This is a genomic window from Aeromicrobium sp. P5_D10 (genome assembly GCF_054049535.1).
In genome coordinates, this window is record NZ_JBFUME010000005.1 from 174402 (window position 1) to 192662 (window position 18261).

14 protein-coding genes and 1 riboswitch are annotated in these 18261 nt (G+C 66.2%); of the genes, 9 read left to right on the forward strand and 5 right to left on the reverse strand.

The features are described 5' to 3' along the window. Positions 1 to 7: 7 nt before the first annotated feature. From ACXJKC_RS11265 to ald, 3 genes are all read left to right on the forward strand, one after another. A complete protein-coding gene (locus ACXJKC_RS11265; protein WP_456696807.1) occupies positions 8 to 595 on the forward strand; it encodes a GNAT family N-acetyltransferase in 588 nt (195 codons plus the stop codon). Between the two features lie 37 nt (positions 596 to 632). Then, positions 633 to 1667, forward strand: coding sequence for a GNAT family N-acetyltransferase (locus ACXJKC_RS11270; RefSeq protein ID WP_456696808.1), 1035 nt, complete (start codon positions 633 to 635; stop codon positions 1665 to 1667). 124 nt (positions 1668 to 1791) lie between these two features. Beyond that, the gene (gene ald / locus ACXJKC_RS11275; protein ID WP_456696809.1) at positions 1792 to 2901 is read left to right on the forward strand and encodes an alanine dehydrogenase; all 1110 of its coding nucleotides are present in this window, start codon (positions 1792 to 1794) and stop codon (positions 2899 to 2901) included. Between the two features lie 84 nt (positions 2902 to 2985). Here the strand turns inward: ald and ACXJKC_RS11280 are convergent, their stop codons facing one another. Then, positions 2986 to 4206, reverse strand: a complete 1221-nt coding sequence (locus ACXJKC_RS11280; protein ID WP_456696810.1) for an MFS transporter — start codon at positions 4204 to 4206, stop codon at positions 2986 to 2988. 58 nt (positions 4207 to 4264) lie between these two features. Here ACXJKC_RS11280 and ACXJKC_RS11285 point away from each other — a divergent pair, with 58 nt between their 5' ends. The 3 genes from ACXJKC_RS11285 to ACXJKC_RS11295 are packed head-to-tail and all read left to right on the forward strand — an operon-like array spanning position 4265 to position 7218. Further along, positions 4265 to 5419 (forward strand): MFS transporter, encoded by a 1155-nt coding sequence (locus ACXJKC_RS11285; RefSeq protein WP_456696811.1) that lies wholly within the window; start codon positions 4265 to 4267, stop codon positions 5417 to 5419. Beyond that, positions 5416 to 6078 carry a uracil-DNA glycosylase gene (locus ACXJKC_RS11290; RefSeq protein ID WP_456696812.1) on the forward strand — a complete coding sequence of 221 codons (663 nt, stop codon included), beginning with the start codon at positions 5416 to 5418 and terminating at the stop codon, positions 6076 to 6078. The genes ACXJKC_RS11285 and ACXJKC_RS11290 overlap by 4 nt, the downstream gene beginning before the upstream one ends. A gap of 9 nt (positions 6079 to 6087) precedes the next feature. After that, positions 6088 to 7218: an AI-2E family transporter gene (locus ACXJKC_RS11295; protein WP_456696813.1), complete on the forward strand. Its 1131-nt coding sequence runs from the start codon at positions 6088 to 6090 to the stop codon at positions 7216 to 7218. Positions 7219 to 7308: 90 nt separating this feature from the next. Here ACXJKC_RS11295 and ACXJKC_RS11300 read toward each other — a convergent pair whose 3' ends face one another. Next, a complete protein-coding gene (locus ACXJKC_RS11300; protein WP_456696814.1) occupies positions 7309 to 9636 on the reverse strand; it encodes an FdhF/YdeP family oxidoreductase in 2328 nt (775 codons plus the stop codon). Here ACXJKC_RS11300 and fdhD point away from each other — a divergent pair. Further along, positions 9620 to 10447 (forward strand): formate dehydrogenase accessory sulfurtransferase FdhD, encoded by an 828-nt coding sequence (fdhD, locus tag ACXJKC_RS11305; RefSeq protein ID WP_456696815.1) that lies wholly within the window; start codon positions 9620 to 9622, stop codon positions 10445 to 10447. The genes ACXJKC_RS11300 and fdhD overlap by 17 nt on opposite strands. A 9-nt stretch (positions 10448 to 10456) precedes the next feature. After that, on the forward strand, positions 10457 to 10927 hold the full coding sequence (locus ACXJKC_RS11310) for a YbaK/EbsC family protein (protein WP_456696816.1): 471 nt from the start codon (positions 10457 to 10459) through the stop codon (positions 10925 to 10927). Positions 10928 to 10988: 61 nt separating this feature from the next. On the opposite strand, the gene ACXJKC_RS11315 is transcribed toward ACXJKC_RS11310, so the two are convergent. From ACXJKC_RS11315 to ACXJKC_RS11325, 3 genes are all read right to left on the reverse strand, one after another. Further along, the gene (locus tag ACXJKC_RS11315; protein ID WP_456696817.1) at positions 10989 to 13754 is read right to left on the reverse strand and encodes an Ig-like domain-containing protein; all 2766 of its coding nucleotides are present in this window, start codon (positions 13752 to 13754) and stop codon (positions 10989 to 10991) included. Positions 13755 to 13879: 125 nt separating this feature from the next. Then, a complete protein-coding gene (locus ACXJKC_RS11320) occupies positions 13880 to 15127 on the reverse strand; it encodes a fibronectin type III domain-containing protein (protein ID WP_456696818.1) in 1248 nt (415 codons plus the stop codon). Positions 15128 to 15168: 41 nt separating this feature from the next. Continuing rightward, positions 15169 to 16614 carry a dicarboxylate/amino acid:cation symporter gene (locus tag ACXJKC_RS11325; protein ID WP_456696819.1) on the reverse strand — a complete coding sequence of 482 codons (1446 nt, stop codon included), beginning with the start codon at positions 16612 to 16614 and terminating at the stop codon, positions 15169 to 15171. Positions 16615 to 16793: 179 nt separating this feature from the next. Further along, positions 16794 to 16918: riboswitch (SAM riboswitch) on the forward strand. A 15-nt stretch (positions 16919 to 16933) separates the two neighbouring features. Between ACXJKC_RS11325 and ACXJKC_RS11330 the strand changes: the two genes are divergently transcribed. Continuing rightward, positions 16934 to 18247 carry an aminotransferase class V-fold PLP-dependent enzyme gene (locus tag ACXJKC_RS11330; RefSeq protein ID WP_456696820.1) on the forward strand — a complete coding sequence of 438 codons (1314 nt, stop codon included), beginning with the start codon at positions 16934 to 16936 and terminating at the stop codon, positions 18245 to 18247. The last annotated feature ends 14 nt before the right edge of the window (positions 18248 to 18261 follow it).

Below are 18261 nucleotides of genomic sequence, written 5' to 3' on the forward strand. Positions count from 1 at the left end.
TGGGTCGGTGGACATCGACTTTCGGGAACTGCCCATCCTCACCGGCCAGCACGTCACATTGCGACCGCTGCGCGCCGACGATGCTGCCGGCGTCCTCGCGGCAGCCGACGACGATGCGGTCTTCCAGTGGTTGCTGATCGCCCGGCCCACGACGATCGAAGAGGCGCAGGCGTTCGTCGACAGCTACCTGAACCGCAACGATCTGGTCATGTGGGCGCAGATCGACAATGCATCGGGCGAACTCGCCGGTGTCACGACGTTCTACGACATCGATCCCGCGATGCGCACTGTTGCGATCGGTCACACCTGGCTGGGCTCGCGCTATTGGCGGACCGGCATCAACACCGAGTCCAAACTCCTCTTGCTGACTCGCGCGTTCGAGACCCTCGAATGCGTCCGGGTCGTGTGGCACACCGACATCCTCAACCAACGCTCGCAGAACGCGATCGCGCGCCTCGGAGCCCAGCGCGAAGGCGCGATGCGCAAACACCGGATCCGTCGCGACGGATCGTGGCGCGACACCGTCACCTTCTCGATGACCGACGATGAGTGGCCCGCCGCGCGTGCTGCTCTCACGGCGCGACTCACCCGCTGAACCGCACGGTGCCCGGTTCTGGGCGACAATGGCAGAGATGACCGACGCCATGAGTGACGCCAGCCAGGAGCTGCCCGTACTTCCCGGATCCTGGCGCGCCCGGGTGCCCGAGTACTCCGACATCGATGCCCTCATCGCATTGCGGCGCCTCGACGAGCTCCAAGGCACGGGGGCGGCCCATGTCGATCCGGCCGGAATCGAGTCTGAAGTCGCCGGCCAGGCTTCCTGGACCCGCCGCCAACTCGTCGCCGTCGGGCAAGACGATGTCCCCCGCGCCTGGATCACAGTGCACGACCGCGCGGCCGGTCGCGCCCTGGTCTGGGGCTACTTCGACCGAGACGTGACCGAGGTCGACTCGATCGCCGCCGCGTTCTACACCTGGGCCGAGGAAACCGCCATCGCGATGGCGCAGATGCGCGGGGTCGCCCAGACGCGTCTGGACGAGAGTCCGTTCGCCGACGATGTCCGGCAGGCGGGTTGGCTCGCGCTCGCCGGCTACAGCCGGCGCCGCACCTGGCTGCACATGGAACGGCCCGTCACGGCCGAGGAAGCGGCGTTGACTCCTCGCGCGGGGGTTCTCGTGCGTCCGGTCGAAAGACACGAGAACGGCATGCCCGTCGCGGCAGACCTCCAGGTCGTGCACCAGATGTTGGAGGAGTCCTTCGAGGACCACTTCAACTCCTATCGCGAGAGCTTCCCCGAATTCGTTCAGCGGCTCCGCGAAGATCCAGGGCACAGTTGGGACCATTGGTGGCTGGCCTACGTGGACTCCGATGACGGCTCCGCACCGATCGCGGCAGGCACCGTGGTCTGCTCGGTCTCATCCGCACCCGACGGCGGCGTCGAGGGCTCCTACGTCGAGTACATCGGCGTCAACCGCGCTGCCCGCGGTCGCGGAGTGGCCAAGTCGCTGCTCAGCACCGTGATCGCCGACGCGGCCGCACGCGGACGTGACCGGGTCGGTCTGGAGGTCGACGCCGACTCGCCGACCAAGGCCGACGAGCTGTACCGCGCGCTCGGCTGGACGACGGACTATGTCACAGAGTCATGGTTCAAAGACATCGAGCTCTAGCGTCGTTCGTACCTGAAATCTGCAAATCCTGAGGCGAGAACCAACGAAATAGAATCCTGCGCGGGCTGTTGCGCATGTTTCCGCAGTTGGTCACCATGGGGAGTAGCCCTTCGAAGGAGTCAATATGCTGGTCGGTGTCCCCCGCGAGATCAAGAATCACGAATACCGGGTCGCGATCACGCCCGCCGGTGTGCACGAGCTGATACGCCACGGCCATCAGGTCGTGATCGAGGCCGGAGCCGGTCTCGGATCGTCGATCCCCGACGCCGAGTACGTCGGTGCCGGCGCCAAGATCCTCGATACCGCCGATGAGGTCTGGGCCTCTGCCGAGCTCGTGCTCAAGGTCAAGGAGCCCATCGCCGAGGAGTACGGCCGCATGCGCTCGGGCCAGACGCTCTTCACGTACCTGCACCTCGCTGCGTCACGCCCCTGCACCGACGCGCTGCTCGCCTCGGGCACGACCTCGATCGCGTACGAGACCGTGCAGCTGCCCGACCGTTCGTTGCCGCTGCTCGCTCCGATGTCGGAGGTCGCCGGACGGCTCGCGCCCCAGGTCGGATTCCAGCACCTGATGGCCAGCAACGGCGGACGCGGGGTCCTGCCCGGCGGCGTCCCGGGCGTGTATCCCGCTGACGTCGTCGTGATCGGCGCGGGCGTCTCGGGCGTCAATGCAGCGGAGGTGGCGCGGGGCATGGGAGCACGGGTCGAGATCCTCGACCTCGACGTCGCCAAGCTGCGTCAGGTCGATGCCCGCTTCCAAGGCATGATCACGACCGTCGCGTCGAGCAGCTTCGCGATCGAGAAGGCTGTTCGTGAGGCCGACCTCGTGATCGGCGCGGTCCTGGTCCCCGGAGCGAAGGCCCCGAAACTGATCAGCGACGATCTGGTCGCGCGGATGCGTCCCGGATCCGTGCTGGTCGACATCGCGATCGATCAGGGCGGCTGCTTCGAGAGCTCGCGCGCCACGACCCACGACGATCCGACCTTCAAGGTCCACGACTCGATCTTCTACTGCGTGGCCAATATGCCCGGCGCCGTGCCACGCACCTCGACCTACGCGCTGACCAACGTCACGCTGCCGTACGCCGTCGCGCTGGCCGATAAGGGCTGGCGCCAGGCCGTGACGGACGACGCCGCCCTGGCCGGTGGCCTCAGCACGCATGACGGAAAGCTCGTCAACGGTCCCGTCGGCGAGGCCTTGGGCCTGGAAGTCACCCCCCTCGCCAACCTCTGACCCCTGCGGGCGGTGCGTTGGCGTCCAAGAACGTCGCGTGCGTGGACGCTGGCGCACCGCCCCAGGGGTGAGGGGGTGAGGGGGTCAGTAACCCTGGTCGACCGGAACGGCCCTCTTCAGGGACCGGTTCGAGGTCATGGCGATCACGACCGCCAGGGCGGCCGCCGAGATCGTGACGGCGAACGCCGCAGTGTGACCGTCGCTGTCGGCGAAGCGTCCGGCCAGGGCCGCTCCGGCCGCGTAGCCGATGCCCGTAGCACCGGCGAGCATCGTCATGGCGGTGCTGACTCGATGCACCGGCACCAAGATGCCGGCCAAGGCGAAGTTGCTGATCATATAAGGCGCCACGGCGAATCCGAGCAAGGCAATGACCGCGATCAGCGACATGATCGAGTCGACCAACAACAGTGGCAGCGACAGCACCAGGAGCCCGACCGAGGCAACGGCCATGCGGGTCGCGTACATGACCCGCTCGGGCAGAGCCGTCACGGCGAGCCCGGCGATGACGCTGCCGACACCGAGAACCGCGTGGATCAGACCCGCGAGCCCGGCCTGCCCTTCGGCCGTTGCCAGCACTGTCGTACCGGTCTGCACACTGCCGAAGATCATGCCGACACAAAACTGTGCCAGGACCAGGGCGAAGAAGACCTTGGTCCACAGCGGATCGCTGCCCGAACCGCCGCTGATCGTCCGCTTGGCGACCAGCGCGGACGTGGGATGGATCGCGAACCACGAACCGAAGATCGCGAGCAGCACCGCAGCGGCCAGCAGCGCTCCGGCCGGTTCGGCCACGATGACGAGCACACCGATCGTCGCCGGGCCCAGGACGAAGGAAGCCTCGTCGGCAGCGCCCTCATACGAGAAGGCCGCATCGACCAGCCTGCGCTGATCCTCGGCGTCGCGGGTGATGGGACGCCACCGCACCCGCGCGAGCGGTCCGACCTGGGGCATCGCGAACCCGGTCAGCGCCGCCATACCGAAGATGACGGCCCGAGACGCTTCAGGATCGGTCACCGTGACGATCCCGACCAGACCGGCCGCACCCACCAGCGACTGCACCAACACCACGGGGCGTTGCCCGATGCGATCGGAGAGCGTGCCGAAGATCGGCGAGCCGATCGCATTCGACACCGCCAGGATTCCGGCTGCCGCGCCACCGACGCCATAGCGTCCGGTGGTCTCGCTGACCAGGAGCAGGACTCCGAGCTGGCTCATGGCAAGCGGAATTCGCCCGAGGAAGGCTACGAGGATGTAGGCGGGCCCGACGATCCGCAGGAGTGCGCGGTAGGCGGCAATTGCTGACACAGCCGGACCATCCTAGCGTCGATGCGCATCGGCTGCTGTCAGTGGATAGGCTCGCTCAGTGAACCCCACAAGAGCGCGCGCCGCGACGATCGGCGTCTTCGCGCTCAACGGCTTCGTTCTCGGCATGTGGATCGTCAACATCCCGACGATCAAGGACCGCACCGGCGTCGACCAAGCCACGCTGGGGCTGCTTCTCCTGGCGCTCGGCATCGCCGCCTGGGTCGGAATGCAGTTCGCCGGTGCGATCATCGACCGGTTCGGCAGCCGGCCGGTTCTGACGGCGTCGGCGGCCGCAGTGTCCTTGGCCGTGCCCGGTCCGGCGTTCGCCACGAATGCGACCCAGCTGGTCATCGCCTTGGCCGTGATCGGCTTCTTCAACGGCATCGTGGACGTGTCCCAGAATGCGCAGGCCGTCGTGGTCGAGCGCGAGTACGGCCGCCCCATCATGTCGGCCTTCCACGCCTTCTTCTCACTCGGCGGGCTGCTGGCCGCGGTCACCGGCGGACTTCTGATCGCGCTCGACGTCGATGTGCGCGTGACCCTGTGCTCGGCGGCCGTCGCGGGCAGCATTGTCGCGTTGAGTCTTCGCACCTCGTTCCTCACCGAGGCAGAGCTCATCACGGCGCGGCCCGGATCCCGTCCCCGTGTCCCGTGGACGCCGAAGGTGCTGATGCTCGGCCTGTTGGCGTTCGCCTTGTTGTTGGGCGAGGGCGTCGCCTACGACTGGAGCACGGTGCATCTGCACGACTCTTTGGGTTCCAGCGAAGCAGTCGCGGCCCTGGCCTATGGCGCGTTCTCGCTGACAATGACGATCGTGCGATTGTTCGCCGACCGCATCGTCACGGCGTGGGGACCGGCCAAGTACGTCGCCCGCGCCGCGCTGCTCGGCGCTTTCGGACTACTGGCCGCCGCTCTTGCCCCCAACGCCCCGCTCGCGATCGCCGCCTGGGCGCTGTTCGGCATCGGCTTGGCCGGCTGCGTGCCGCAGTTCTTCTCGGCTGCGGGCAATGTCGATCCGGCCGCATCCGGAACATATCTCGCCCGGGTCACGAGCATGGGGTACGTCGGGCTGCTGGCCGGACCCTCGATCATCGGGCTCCTGACCCATTGGCTGCCGTTGACCGCGACGTTCGCGGTGCCGATCGTCGGCTGCCTGCTGGCCGGCCTGCTCGCTCCCAAAGCCCTCGCACCTGCCAAGGAGGCAACCTCATGACCTGGGAAGAGACCATCTCGCCCGACTGGGCAACCGCGCTGGAACCGGTCGCCGGCCAGCTCGCCGCGTTGGGGCAGTTCCTGCGCCAGGAACCGCATCCGTGGCTCCCGGCCCCCGACCGCATCCTGCGAGCATTCGTCGAGCCGCTGTCCGACGTCAAGGTGCTGATCGTGGGACAGGATCCCTATCCCACCCCCGGACATCCGGTCGGCCTGTCGTTCTCGGTGGCACCCGGCGTACGTCCGCTCCCCCGCAGCCTGGTCAACATCTACGCGGAACTGGAGACCGACCTGGGCATCCCACCGGCCACCACCGGCGACCTGAGCCCGTGGTCACGACAAGGGGTCCTGCTGCTCAACCGCGTTCTGACGGTGCGGGCAGGCCAGGCCGGCAGCCATCGCAACCAGGGCTGGGAAGCCTTCACGGATCAGGCGATACGCGCACTTGTCGCGCGAGAACGTCCGCTCGTCGCGGTGTTGTGGGGCAAGGACGCCCAGCGCCTCAAGCCGCTCCTGGGCGACACGCCCACGATCGAGTCAGCTCATCCGAGCCCGCTGTCGGCGCATCGGGGGTTCTTCGGATCCCGCCCGTTCAGCCGAGCCAACGAGCTGCTTGCCGCGCAGGGCGGCCGCCCGGTCGATTGGGCACTCGCAGACTAAGGTGTCTCTGTGGCTGAGAACAAGATCCGGGACCGTGGCGTCGTCATCGATGAAGCCTTTGGCAATCTGCAACGTTGGGGTCTGCGCCTTGTCGTGATCGCGGCGGCCGCCTATGTCATCGGTTGGGGTATCGGGCATGCGTGGATGGTGCTGTTCCCGGTCGCGATGGCCCTGATCATCTCGACTGTCCTGGTTCCGCCCGTGGCCTGGCTGCGCTCCAAGGGCTGGCCGTCCGCGCTGGCCACCTCACTCGTGGTGATCAGTTTCATCGCCGCGTTGGTGGGAATCATCGCGGTGCTCACGCCCCAGGTCGCCGGCCAGGCAGGCAATATCGCCTCCCAGGCATCCGGCGGTCTGCAGAAGGTCCGCGACTGGGTCACCGGGGAACCGCTCAATCTGTCAGAAGGACAGATCACCCGCGCGATCGAAGCCCTTCAGGAGAAACTGCAGGCGAGCGCGACCACCATCAGTTCGGGTGTGTTCTCCACGATCACGACCGCGACCTCGATCATCGTCAATCTGGTCCTCGTGCTGATGCTGACGTTCTTCTTCGTCAAGGACGGTCACAAGTTCCTGCCGTGGGTGCGTACTCTCGGCGGCCACCGTTCCGGCGATCACCTGACCGAGGTGCTCAGCCGGGTGTGGTCGACGCTCGGCGGATTCATCCGCACCCAGACCCTCGTCGCACTGATCGACGCGGTCATCATCGGGACCGGCCTGGCGATACTCGGCTCGCCGCTCGCGGTGCCCCTGGCCGTCATCACATTCTTCGGCGGCTACATCCCGATCATCGGCGCCTTCGTCAGCGGCGCCCTCGCGGTGCTCGTGACTCTTGTGACGAATGACTACAAGGACGCGCTCATCGCGCTGATCATCGTCGTCGCGGTCCAGCAACTCGAGGGCAATGTGCTGTCGCCGATGCTGCAGGGCAAGAACATGAATCTGCACCCGGCCGTCGTCCTGCTGAGCGTCACCGCCGGTGGTTCGATGTTCGGGATCACCGGTGCATTCCTTGCCGTCCCCGTCGCCGCGAGCTTCGCCGAACTGCTGCGTTATCTCAACGAGCGGATCGACGATTCGGTGTCGGTGCTGGCACCGAAACAGGACTCCCACGCAGCCGAGATCCTCGCTGAGGATTAGCTCCGCCGCCGGCCTCCCCTGAGCGGTGACATAGCGTCCACTTCGGCAATGTGGTTTGGACGCTATTGCACCGCCCCAGGAGCTTTCGCGTCACCGCCGCTGGAGGCGGATCACGACGGACTTCGACGTCGGCGTGTTGCTGTATTCGGCAGTCGAATCCAACGGGATCAGCGGATTGGTCTCGGGGTAATACGCCGCCGCGGTGCCACGCGGGGTGTCGTACTCCACGATCCGGAAGTCGTGCGCGACCCGGTGCAGATCGTCTCCGTCCCAAACGCCGACGAGGTCGACCCGGTCGCCGTCGTCGAAGCCCAGCGTCGCGATGTCGTCGCGGTGCAGGAACACGACTCGTCGGCCGTTCTCGATACCGCGGTAACGGTCCGACAGACCGTAGATCGTGGTGTTGAACTGGTCGTGGCTGCGCAGCGTCTGCAACAGCAGGTGCTTGTCGGGCACCTGGAGGACCTCGATCGGCGACACCACGATCTCACCGAGACCGCTGACGGTCTCGAACGTGCGCGAATCCCGTGGTGGGTGCGGCAGCACGAAGCCACCCGGGCGATCCGCGCGTTCGGAGTAGTCCTCGCAGCCGGGAACGACCCGTGAGATGTGATCGCGGATGATTCCGTAGTCGGCACACATGCCGGCCCAGTCGATGCCGTGGCGGTCGCCGAGCGTCGCCGCGGCGATCCCGGTGACGATCTCGACCTCGGACTTGAGCTGGTCGGACGGCGGATCGAGCACGCCCCGCGAGGCGTGCACGGCTGACATCGAGTCCTCGACCGTGACGTACTGTTCCCCGCCGGCCTGGACGTCTTTCTCGGTGCGGCCACGTGTCGGCAGGATCAGCGCGATGTCACCTGTGACCAGATGCGAGCGGTTGAGCTTGGTCGAGACCTGGACCGTCATCGCGGCCGTGGCCATGGCGCGGCTGGTCAAATCGGTGTCGGGCGAGGCGTGGATGAAGTTTCCGCCCAGCGCCATGAAGAACGAGGCTTTGCCGTCGCGCAGCGCCCTGATCGAGTCGACGACGTCGACACCGTGGTGACGCGGCGGCTCGAAACCGAACTCGGCACCGAGGGCGTCGAGGAACGAGTCGGGCATCTTCTCGAAGATCCCCATCGTGCGGTCGCCCTGCACATTGGAGTGACCGCGGACCGGGCACAGTCCTGCGCCGCGTTTGCCGATGTCACCGCGCACGAGTGCCAGGTTGACGACCTCCTTGATCGTCGCGACCGAGTTGCGATGCTGGGTCAGACCCATGGCCCAGCACCAGATCGTGGCACCGGAGTCGCGGATCATCTCGGCCGCTTCGGTGATCTGCGCGCGAGTCAGCCCGCTGGTCTCCTCGACGAAGGCCCAGTCGATCGCGCGTACGTGCTCGACCCATGCGTCATAGCCGGTCGTGTGGCTCTCGATGAAGTCGCGGTCGACCGCTCCCCATTCGTCGAGCAGCGCGCCGATGCCCTGCAGCACCGCCAGGTCGCCGTTGATCCGTACCGGCAGGAAGAGATCGGCCAGATCGGTCCCCTTGCCGACGACGCCACGTGGCTTCTGCGGATTGCGGAAGTTGACCAAGCCGGCCTCGCGCAAGGGATTGACCGCGATGATCTTGGCGCCGCGCAGCTTGGCCGTTTCCAGCGCCGACAGCATCCGGGGGTGGTTGGTACCCGGGTTCTGGCCAAGGATCACGATCAGCTCGGCGTCGTAGATATCGCGCAGGCTCACGCTGCCCTTGCCTATGCCGATCGACTCGCCGAGCGCGACGCCGGTCGACTCGTGGCACATATTGGAACAGTCGGGCAGATTATTCGTCCCGTAGGCGCGCGCGAAGAGCTGATACACGAATGCGGCCTCGTTCGACGCCCGTCCCGACGTGTAGAACAGCGCCTCCTCGGGCGGCGATACGCGCAGGTGGTCGCCGATCAGCTCAAAAGCCTCGTCCCAGGCGATCGGCTCGTAGTGGGTGCCCCCGGAGCGCTTGACCATGGGATGGGTGATGCGTCCCTGCTGTCCGAGCCAGTACTCGTCGTGCGACTCGAGCTCGGCGATGCTGTGCTGGGCGAAGAACTGCGGATTCGCCCTGGCACGGGTGGCCTCCTCGGCCACGGCCTTCGCACCGTTCTCACAGAATTCGGCGGAGTGCCGATGCTCCGGGTCGGGATCGGGCCAGGCGCAGCTCATACAGTCGAAGCCGTCGGCCTGGTTGAGCTTGCGAAGGGTCTTGACCGAATTCTTGACTCCCATATGAGAGACGGCTCGCTGGAGGGCGACCCTGACCCCCGTCACACCAGCGGCAGCATTTTTCGGATCATGAATCTCAAGGGCGTTCTCTTCCGATTCCACAAGAGGAACTCTAAGCCCTGACGTTTGGCCCGCGCCGTCGCCGTAGAGTCGCACTATGGCCGGAAGACTCACTCGACGCACCCGCGTCACTCGCTTTTCACCTGAGAGCTCTCTGACGCGAGAAGAGACGCTCGCGGTGGAGGAACCGCTGGAGATCAGGGTCAACGGATCCTCCTTCTCGGTCACGATGCGCTCGCCCGGCGATGATTTCGATCTGGTGGCCGGCTTCCTCGTGTCCGAAGGCGTGATCTGGTCGGCCGATCAGCTCGTCTCGATGCGATTTTGTGCCGGCACCGACGAACAGGGCCTGCAGACGTTCAACGTCATCGACGCCGCGCTGAGCGCCGACACCCCGCCGCCCGATCCGGGACTGGAACGGCACGTCTACACGTCGAGTTCCTGCGGGATCTGCGGGACGGCCTCGATCGAGGCTGTCCACAAGGCGACCCACTTCGGTCGCCTCGACGATGACGTCAAGTGGTCGTCGCAGCTACTCGGCTCCCTCCCCGACCGTTTACGCGAGCACCAGGCGGTGTTCGACCGCACGGGCGGGGTGCATGCCGCCGGATTGTTCACCCCGGACGGCGAGCTGTTGTGCCTGCGCGAGGACGTCGGCCGTCACAACGCGGTCGACAAAGTCGTCGGCTGGGCTCTTCGCGATGGACGGTTGCCATTGCGATCGCTTGCGCTCCAGGTCTCGGGACGTGCCTCCTTCGAGCTCGTCCAGAAGGCCCATATGGCCGGTATCCCGGTTCTCGCCGCCGTCTCGGCGCCGTCGTCCTTGGCTGTCGAACATGCCGAGTCGGCCGAGATGACGTTGTTGGGGTTCAGCCGCGGTGGCTCCTTCAACGCGTACGCTGGCGCGCAGCGAATAACCCCGTGAGGAGTATCCATGAGCACCGACGCGACCCGCGACTTCCTCGACCGCCACGCCCCTGACGTGACGATCATCGAGACGGATGCCGATACCTCGACCGTCGAGGCCGCCGCCCGTACGTTGGGAGTCGTCCCCGGCGCGATCGCCAAGACGTTGGTCATGCTGGCTGATGGCAACCCCGTCGTCGTGGTCGCGAGCGGAGATGCCCGGATCGACAACCGCAAATTTCGCGATCAGTTCGGCGCCAAGCCCCGGATGGCGCCGGCCGACCTGACGCATGAACTGACCGGTCAACCAGTTGGGGGCGTCGGGCCGTTCGGCCACCCGGCACCCCTCGCGATGTTCTGTGACGAATCGCTGCGCGCCTTCGACATGGTCTACCCGGCAGCCGGCACTGCTGCCAGTGCTTTCGGCATCGCGCCGGACCGTATCGCCGAACTCACCGCGGCCCAGTGGGTCGACGTCACGAAGACGCCGGAACTCTAAGACGCCACGGCGTCATCCCGCCCGAGCCCCAGGGGCCGCGGACGGGATGACGCCATGAGGCCTACTTGACCGTCAGGCTCTTGCTCACGGTCTTGCTGGCGACGTAGAACGCGTCACCGGCATAGGTGACCTTGACGCTCCACTTGCCCTTGGCGAGTTTCGGCAGCTTGACCGATGCGATCCCGGACTTGACCGTCACGTTCAGGGTCTTGGTCGTCTTGCCCTTCTTCAACACGACCTTGACCTTGCCGCCGGCCTTGGCGAGCCCAGCGGTCGTGGCGACCTTGACGGTTGCCTTGCCCGCCTTCTTGGCCTTGATCTTGCCTTTGGTGGTGAACGTCGGCGCCTTGGCTGATCCCTTGGCGACCTTGAAGTTCGCGAAGCCGCTACGAGCAATCAAGTTGGCGCTGCCGTTGTAGACAACTGTCACCGCGTACGACTTGGGCGCCAGCGTCTTGGGCAGCACGATTGTCGCCTTGCCGCTGGCGTCGACCGTGGCGGTCTGCGCTTTGCCTGCAACCGTGACCGAGACCTGCCCGGTGGGAACCAGACCGGCCGGGCCGCCGACCTGGACGTTGACCTTCGAGGCGGTGCCGTAGGTCGTGTTGGTGACCGACTGGCTCAGCGTTGCAGGCGCCTTCGTGACGGTGAGCGTGCGAGCCTCCGAGGTCGAGGTTCCGTACGTGTCGTCTCCGCCGTACTGCGCCGTCACCGAGTACGTGCCGGCCGGCGTCGACGCAGGGATCGCGAGTGTCGCAGTTCCGCTGACGATGTCGCCCTCGATCGAGGCACCGGGCAGACCCTGCAGGCTGACCTTGCCAGTCGCGCCCGGTGTGACCGTCGCGGTCGTCGTGCCACCAGCGCCGAAGGCACGGGACGGCAGATCGGCGAGCGTCGTCGTGGAGGCGTCACCGACGAAGAAGCTGACGACCTTCTGTGAGGGCTCCAACACATCGCCACGGCCGAAGTACCTGACCGTGAACGACTTGTTGCCACGCGTCTGGGCCGCGAGCGGGAAGCTCGCTGTCCCGTCGCGCTTGAGGCGCGCCTCAGCGACCTTCGTGTCACCGTTGAACAGCGCAACCCAGCCGCGGGGCTTGCCCGTGGTGTTGTTCGGCGCCGTGCTCTGGCTGACTGTGTTCAGCGAGATGAACGGCGCGTAGCCATCGGCTGTGACAGAGACATCGAGCGTCGGCGTAGCACCTTCGCTGACTGTGCCGGAGGCGCCAGTGACCGTCGTCGTGGTCTGGACGCTCTTGCCCGCGAGACCCTTGAAAATGGTCTCGATCTCATCGATGCCTTCCTTGGCGAAGGCCCGCTGGCTCTGCAGCCCGTTGGACCCAGCCTCGCTGGTCGGGCTCGCGGTTCCACGCAGCGTCGTGTCGCCAGCAGCCAGATTCTTGCCCTTGACGAACCACCACTCGGTCATGTGCTCGGTGTTGCCACCGTCGTCGTTCTGGCGGATGGCCTGGTCGACGACCGGCGCCGGGTTTCCGGCCGCGTCCTTGTGATCCTTGTTGTACGTCAGGACGTGGCCGACCTGGATCTTGCGCGCCTGCTTGAGCTCCTTGGTGGTGTCGCCACCTGGGTAGTACGACACCGCGTTCACGTTCCCGCCCAGTCGCTCGACGTCGGCTGCGGTCCGATATTGCGTCTCAGCGTTGGTCAGATAGGTGTTGACCAGATCGCCGTACAAGTGCGACGGACGGATGACCTTGCCACCAGGAACGTCTACCAGCGCATTGTCACGGATGTGCTGTGCCTGGCCGCCACCGTTGCCGGTCGAGTCGAGCGAAAAGTCGAAGTTGTATACCTTCTTGACACCCTGCTCCTGCGCGATGCGGTTGACGTCCTTGATGATCGCCGCAGTGTTGTGGCACCACGTGCCGCCGAACAGGATCGGGAAATCGCCGGGCTGCTTCAGCAGGTGCTGCAGCTCGGGATAGGTGATGGTTTCGATGCGGAAGCCGTCGGTCGCGTCGGACGATTCAAAGATGTCACCGCCGAAGCGAGCCAGCTTGTCAGCCTGGACCGCGGGATCTGCGTCCTTTACTGAGCGCTCGAAGTGACGGCGGTTGAACTCGTCGCGGTTGAAGTCGAACTGCGTGTTGGTCGCGTACTGGGCGGCCGGCACGTCGTCGAGCACTGCAGCGACCTGTGCCCTGTAGGCGTCGACCTCCGCCGGGGTGTCGAGGTCGGCCGCCGTCTTGACGCCCGTCAGCGAGGAGACGATGCGGTCCTCCGCCTCACCGACCTTGCGGTCCTTGTTGTAGACGAACAGGTAGGGGTCGGTCGTCGCGTCCTTGGTGAACTGCGGCGTCGTGTCCTGGTTCAGATAATCGGTGAGCAGGCGGTTGCCGAGGGCTTCGTACTGCGCAAGGCCGGAGCCGGTGCGGTTGCCACCGGCCGGGTCGGGGTTCGTGCCCGTGCGAAGGTTCGACTGTGACAGATCCCAGATGTTGAGGGTGTCGCCGTCGAGCTTCGGGGTGAAGTTGTAGATGTGCTCGATGCCCTGCGCCTTGGCGACCGCGTCGATCTGACCGATTGTCGCCTGTGTCGAGGCATTCTTCGGGTCGCCGATGACAAAGGCGAAGTTGCCGGTCTTGTTCTTGAGGATGTATTCAAATCGCTCGACCGTGACAGTCTCGAAAACGCTGTTCGCTCCAAGAGCGACGTACACGTCGTCGAAGTAGTCGATCGTGGCGCCATGGGTGGCAGCTGGGACGGCGGCGTGCGCCGAGCCTTCGACGCCGAACAGGGTCGAGGCCGCTATGGCGCTCGCCGCAAGGACGGCCAGCCGTCGTCGCGTAGGTGTGATGACAGACATAGGTGAGGGTGTCACTTTCTCCTGCCACACTGGGCAGGTCGATTCATGTAACAGGTGAGTTGGCTGGCTGGGTTGCCGTCCTGTCGAAAGTTCAGGCGACCCAGCCATCTACATTGCGTCAGAGGTCAGTTCACCCCCACTGCGCCGGCCGGGAGCTGCTGGCCGAGGAACGCGCCCTTGCGAGCACGGCGACGGCGACCAGTTGCTGTGTGCCACACCAGCGAGCCAGCCCCTGCCGCACCGAGCGCTGCCAGGATCGCGAGGCCGAGGTACGGCGGGACAGTCTTGACAGCAGCCGCGGCGGTGTCCTTCTTGTCATCGTCCCCGGCAGCTGCTGCCGCTTCGGCCACGACTACCGGGGCGCTCGTGATCTCGTCTCCGTCGTACAGCACGACCAGCGAGTGGTCGCCGGCCTCGATCGTCGAAGGGATCGTGACGGTCGTGGTGAAGGCGCCCTTGGCGTCAGTTGCGACGGTGCCCAACACAACGGGATCGGAATGCAGCTCGAGCGCGAGCTCGGGAACGTCCTTGGCGAACTTGGTGCCCGTCACAGTGACAGTTCCGCCGGGCGTGAGCTCACCATCGACCGCAACTTCGCCGACAACTTCAGTGATCGGGGTGCCGACCGTGGCGACCTCTGACGGCGGCGACGTCAGCGACGGTCCGGCGGCGTTGACGGCCTGCACTGCAGCGCGGTAGTTGCCGTCCTTGAGACCGGTGAACGTGTGGGTCAGCGTCGCCGCATCCACCTGGACCGGAGCAGCATCGGTGAACTGAACTGTGTAGCCCGTGACGGTCTCGAGCGCGGCATTGGGGCTCGCGACCCAGGTCACCGTGACGTCCGAGCCCTTGACCGCGACGGTCGGTGCGGCGGGGGCAGTCGGTGCGCCCGGCGGGACGACTTCGGGAGCCGGAGCTCCGACCGTGCCGGGGACACCGCCATTCGAGCCCGTGCCGCCATTGCTTCCGCCGTTCGAGCCGCCGGACTTCGGCGGGGCCGTCGGCTTGGGCGTGATGGGCTTGGGTGTCGTCGGCTTGGGCGTCGGCTTGACGATCTCGTCGGCGTACTTGACGTCGGACGGATTGCCCTGCCAGATGCCGGTCTTGCGGCTCGGCAGAACCCACTTGCCGTCATCGTCCTGGTAGCAACCGACGATCGGCTGGCACCAGAACTCGCCCGGAAGTTCAGTCTCGGCACGACCGCTGTCGTCATTCAGGCAGTTCTGGTCGTCTTTGCCGTCGACCCACTGCACCGAAGAGGCAGCCTCTGACTGGACGTAGATGGCCTGACTGCTCAGAATCAGGCCCGAACCAACAAGCAGGGCCAGGACGAAACGGCGGGCCCGACCGTTCAAAAGTAGTGTTGTGGACACGAGGGGTGCTCCTTCTACGGGGTTCAGGTCAGGGGTTCAGGTCAGCGCGTGGGCGCGAGGATCGTGGGGCGGTCGTCGATTCCGCAGACGCCGACGGGCACGCCGTCCGCCATCACGACCGTGTCGTCAGGTGCTGGGGCAGCGTGACGACCCAGGGTCGGATCGTCATCGACCGGCCGATTGAGCACGGAGTCGTCCAGCTGGCCAGCGCGGCGCGTCACCACCATCGCGGCGACCGCAGCCGACGTCACGTTGTTCATGGTGCGTGCCATGTCGACGATCGCGCTGATCGGCAGCGTCAGCACGACAACCTCCAGCGGGAGGCCCGCAGCAGTCAGCACCGTCGTCGCGGTGATCGTCGCGGTACCCGGGACACCCGCGGTCCCGATAGAGACGAGGAGTCCGAGCACGACCAGGACGACGTAGTCGCCGATGCCGTACGAGATGCCCAGACCGTTGATCGCGAACACCGCGAGGACGATGGGCCACACACCGGCGCAACCGGGCATGCCGATCGTGGTGCCGAGCGGTGTGGTGAAGCCGGCGATCTCCGACGGAACTCCGAGGCGCTTGGTCAGCAGGCTCGTCGTGACGGGGAGGGTGCCGGCGCTGCTCTGGGTTGTGAAGGCCGTCATCTGCGCGGGATAGATGCGGCGGAAGAATGTGATCGGATTGACGTCGGCAGCGACTCGCAGGACCACCCCGTTGACGATGAAGGCGTGCACGAAGCAGGCGACGTAGGCGACGACGAGCAGGCTCAGCAGTGCCGTCAGCTGCTCGCGACGGGCTGTGGCTGCCGCAGCAGCCGTCGCGGTGAGCGCCAGGACCGCGTACGGCGTGAGGCCGATGACGTAGCCGACGACCTTGTAGACGATCTCGCGGGCAGCCTCGATCAGTGCCAGGAAGGGTGCGACCTTTTGCGGCGCTCGGTCGGCGATCACGGATGTAGCGATGGCGACGGCGACGCTGAACACGATGATCGGGATGATGTTGTTCTCGGAGATGTCCTTGACGACATTGGTGGGGAAAAAGCCGATGAAGACCTGACCGAATGACTGCTTGAGCTCGTCGAGCGAACGGGTGTCGACCCCCTGGGTGGCCAGGTCAGCCCCCTTGCCGAGGCCGACCTGCAGTGACAATCCGAGAGTCAGCAGGATCGCGAAGAGGTTGAGGGCGAGCAGCCACACGACCGAAGAGAGCCCGATCGTGCGGAGTTTCTCGGTCGATCCGAGCGAGGTGATACTCGACAGGATCGAGACGATGACCAGCGGTGCGACGATCGTCAACAGCAAGTTGATGTAGACCCGGCCGAGCGGCTGCACGTAGTCGAGATTGTCGCGGAACACCAGGCCGACGCCTACGCCCAGGAACAGCGCGGCGAACGTCAGCAGGCTGAAATTGACCCGATACCGGCCGAGCACGTACAGGCCCGCGAACAGCCCGAGCGTCACGGCCAGCGCCACCAGGTTCCAGGTCTCCACGTGCACGCACTCCTCGTTCGTCGGGCCGAAGCAACGGCCCGCATTCGATGTCGATCGTGATCTCCCGACAGCACGGATCTTGTCTGGCACGGAGGCCCTCCCACTACCCGTCCCACGATGTGGACGGGTGTCCGCATCGTGGACTTGTCGATATAGGAGGCCGCGAACTGTCACAGTCGAGCCACGGTCACGAGTTCCAGCGCGTCACCGACGCACAGCCCCGGCTTGCTGGACGGCAACCCTCCTTCGCGGTGGGGTGCTCCGGGTGACGACCGGGTCCATGCCGATCGGCGATGGGCAAACTGCGAACGAAAAGGCTCTGCTCATGTCCTTGCTCCCCCTCGTCGGCGCCGACGTCGAAGTTCCCCTCATCGACGGCACGCGGGTTCGCAACGTCAACCTCGACGGCGCGGCCAGCGCCCCGGCCCTCCTCGCCGTGGCCGAACGGGTCACCGCCGTTCTCCCCTGGTATGCCAGCGTGCACCGCGGCTCCGGCTACCCCTCACAGGTCTCGACCGCGCTCTACGAACAGGCTCGGCGAACCGTCGGCCAGTTCGTCGGCGCCCGGGAGCAGGACGTCACGATCTTCACCCGCAACACGACCGATGCGATCAATCTGCTGGCATCCGCGGTTCCCGGACGCGTACTGACACTCGACGTCGAGCACCACGCCAACCTTCTGCCATGGCAGCGCAGCCTCGGCGGCCACGAGATCGTCGCGGCCCAGAACACCGTGGCAGGAACATTGGCGTCGATCCAGGGCGCATTGGCCAACCGGCGCTTCGCCCTGCTGGCGATCACCGGCGCCTCGAATGTGACGGGTGAGGCATTGCCGCTCGACGCGATAGTCGACCTCGCCCATCGATACGGCTGTCGAGTCTTCGTCGACGGCGCGCAGCTGCTGGCCCACCGCAGGCTCTCGCTCGAAGCCTCCGGTGTCGACTACGTGGCCTTCTCGGGGCACAAGCTGTACGCGCCGTTCGGCTCCGGGGCACTGGTCGGTCGGCGCGACTGGCTCGACACCTGCGAGCCCTATCTGGCCGGCGGCGGCGCCGTACGTCAGGTCACGATCGACAGTGTCGACTGGACCACGGCACCTGCACGGCACGAGGGCGGGACACCCAATCTGCTCGGGGCGGTGGCTTTGGCTGCTGCGGCCGACGAGCTGACCTCACTGCCCGAATCACTCGTCCGAGAACACGAAGAGACCCTGTACCGCCGCCTCGTCGAGGGACTCGCGGACATCCCCGACCTCGACCTCGCCCGGGTATGGGCCGACTCGGCCACCCCCATCGGCGTCGCGACCTTCCGGCTGCGCGACACCGAACCGGAGTTGCTCGCCGCGTTCCTGGCCGCAGAACACGGCGTCTCGGTCCGCGACGGCCGTTTCTGCGCACACCCGCTCCTGCATCGATTGGGCTGGGGCGACGGGGCCGTCCGCGCCAGTATCGGCGTCGGTACCGGCATCGACGACATCGACCGCCTCATCGCGGGCCTGCACGCCTGGACGTCGGCCGATCACCGCGGCCGTTACGTGCAGGTCGACGGAGTCTGGGTCGTCGACCAGGACAACCGGACGGTTCCGCAGCACCTGGATCTGCTGGAGTTCACCGCGACGCTCGCGCCGTGCAGTTCCTGACCGTCGAAACGCCC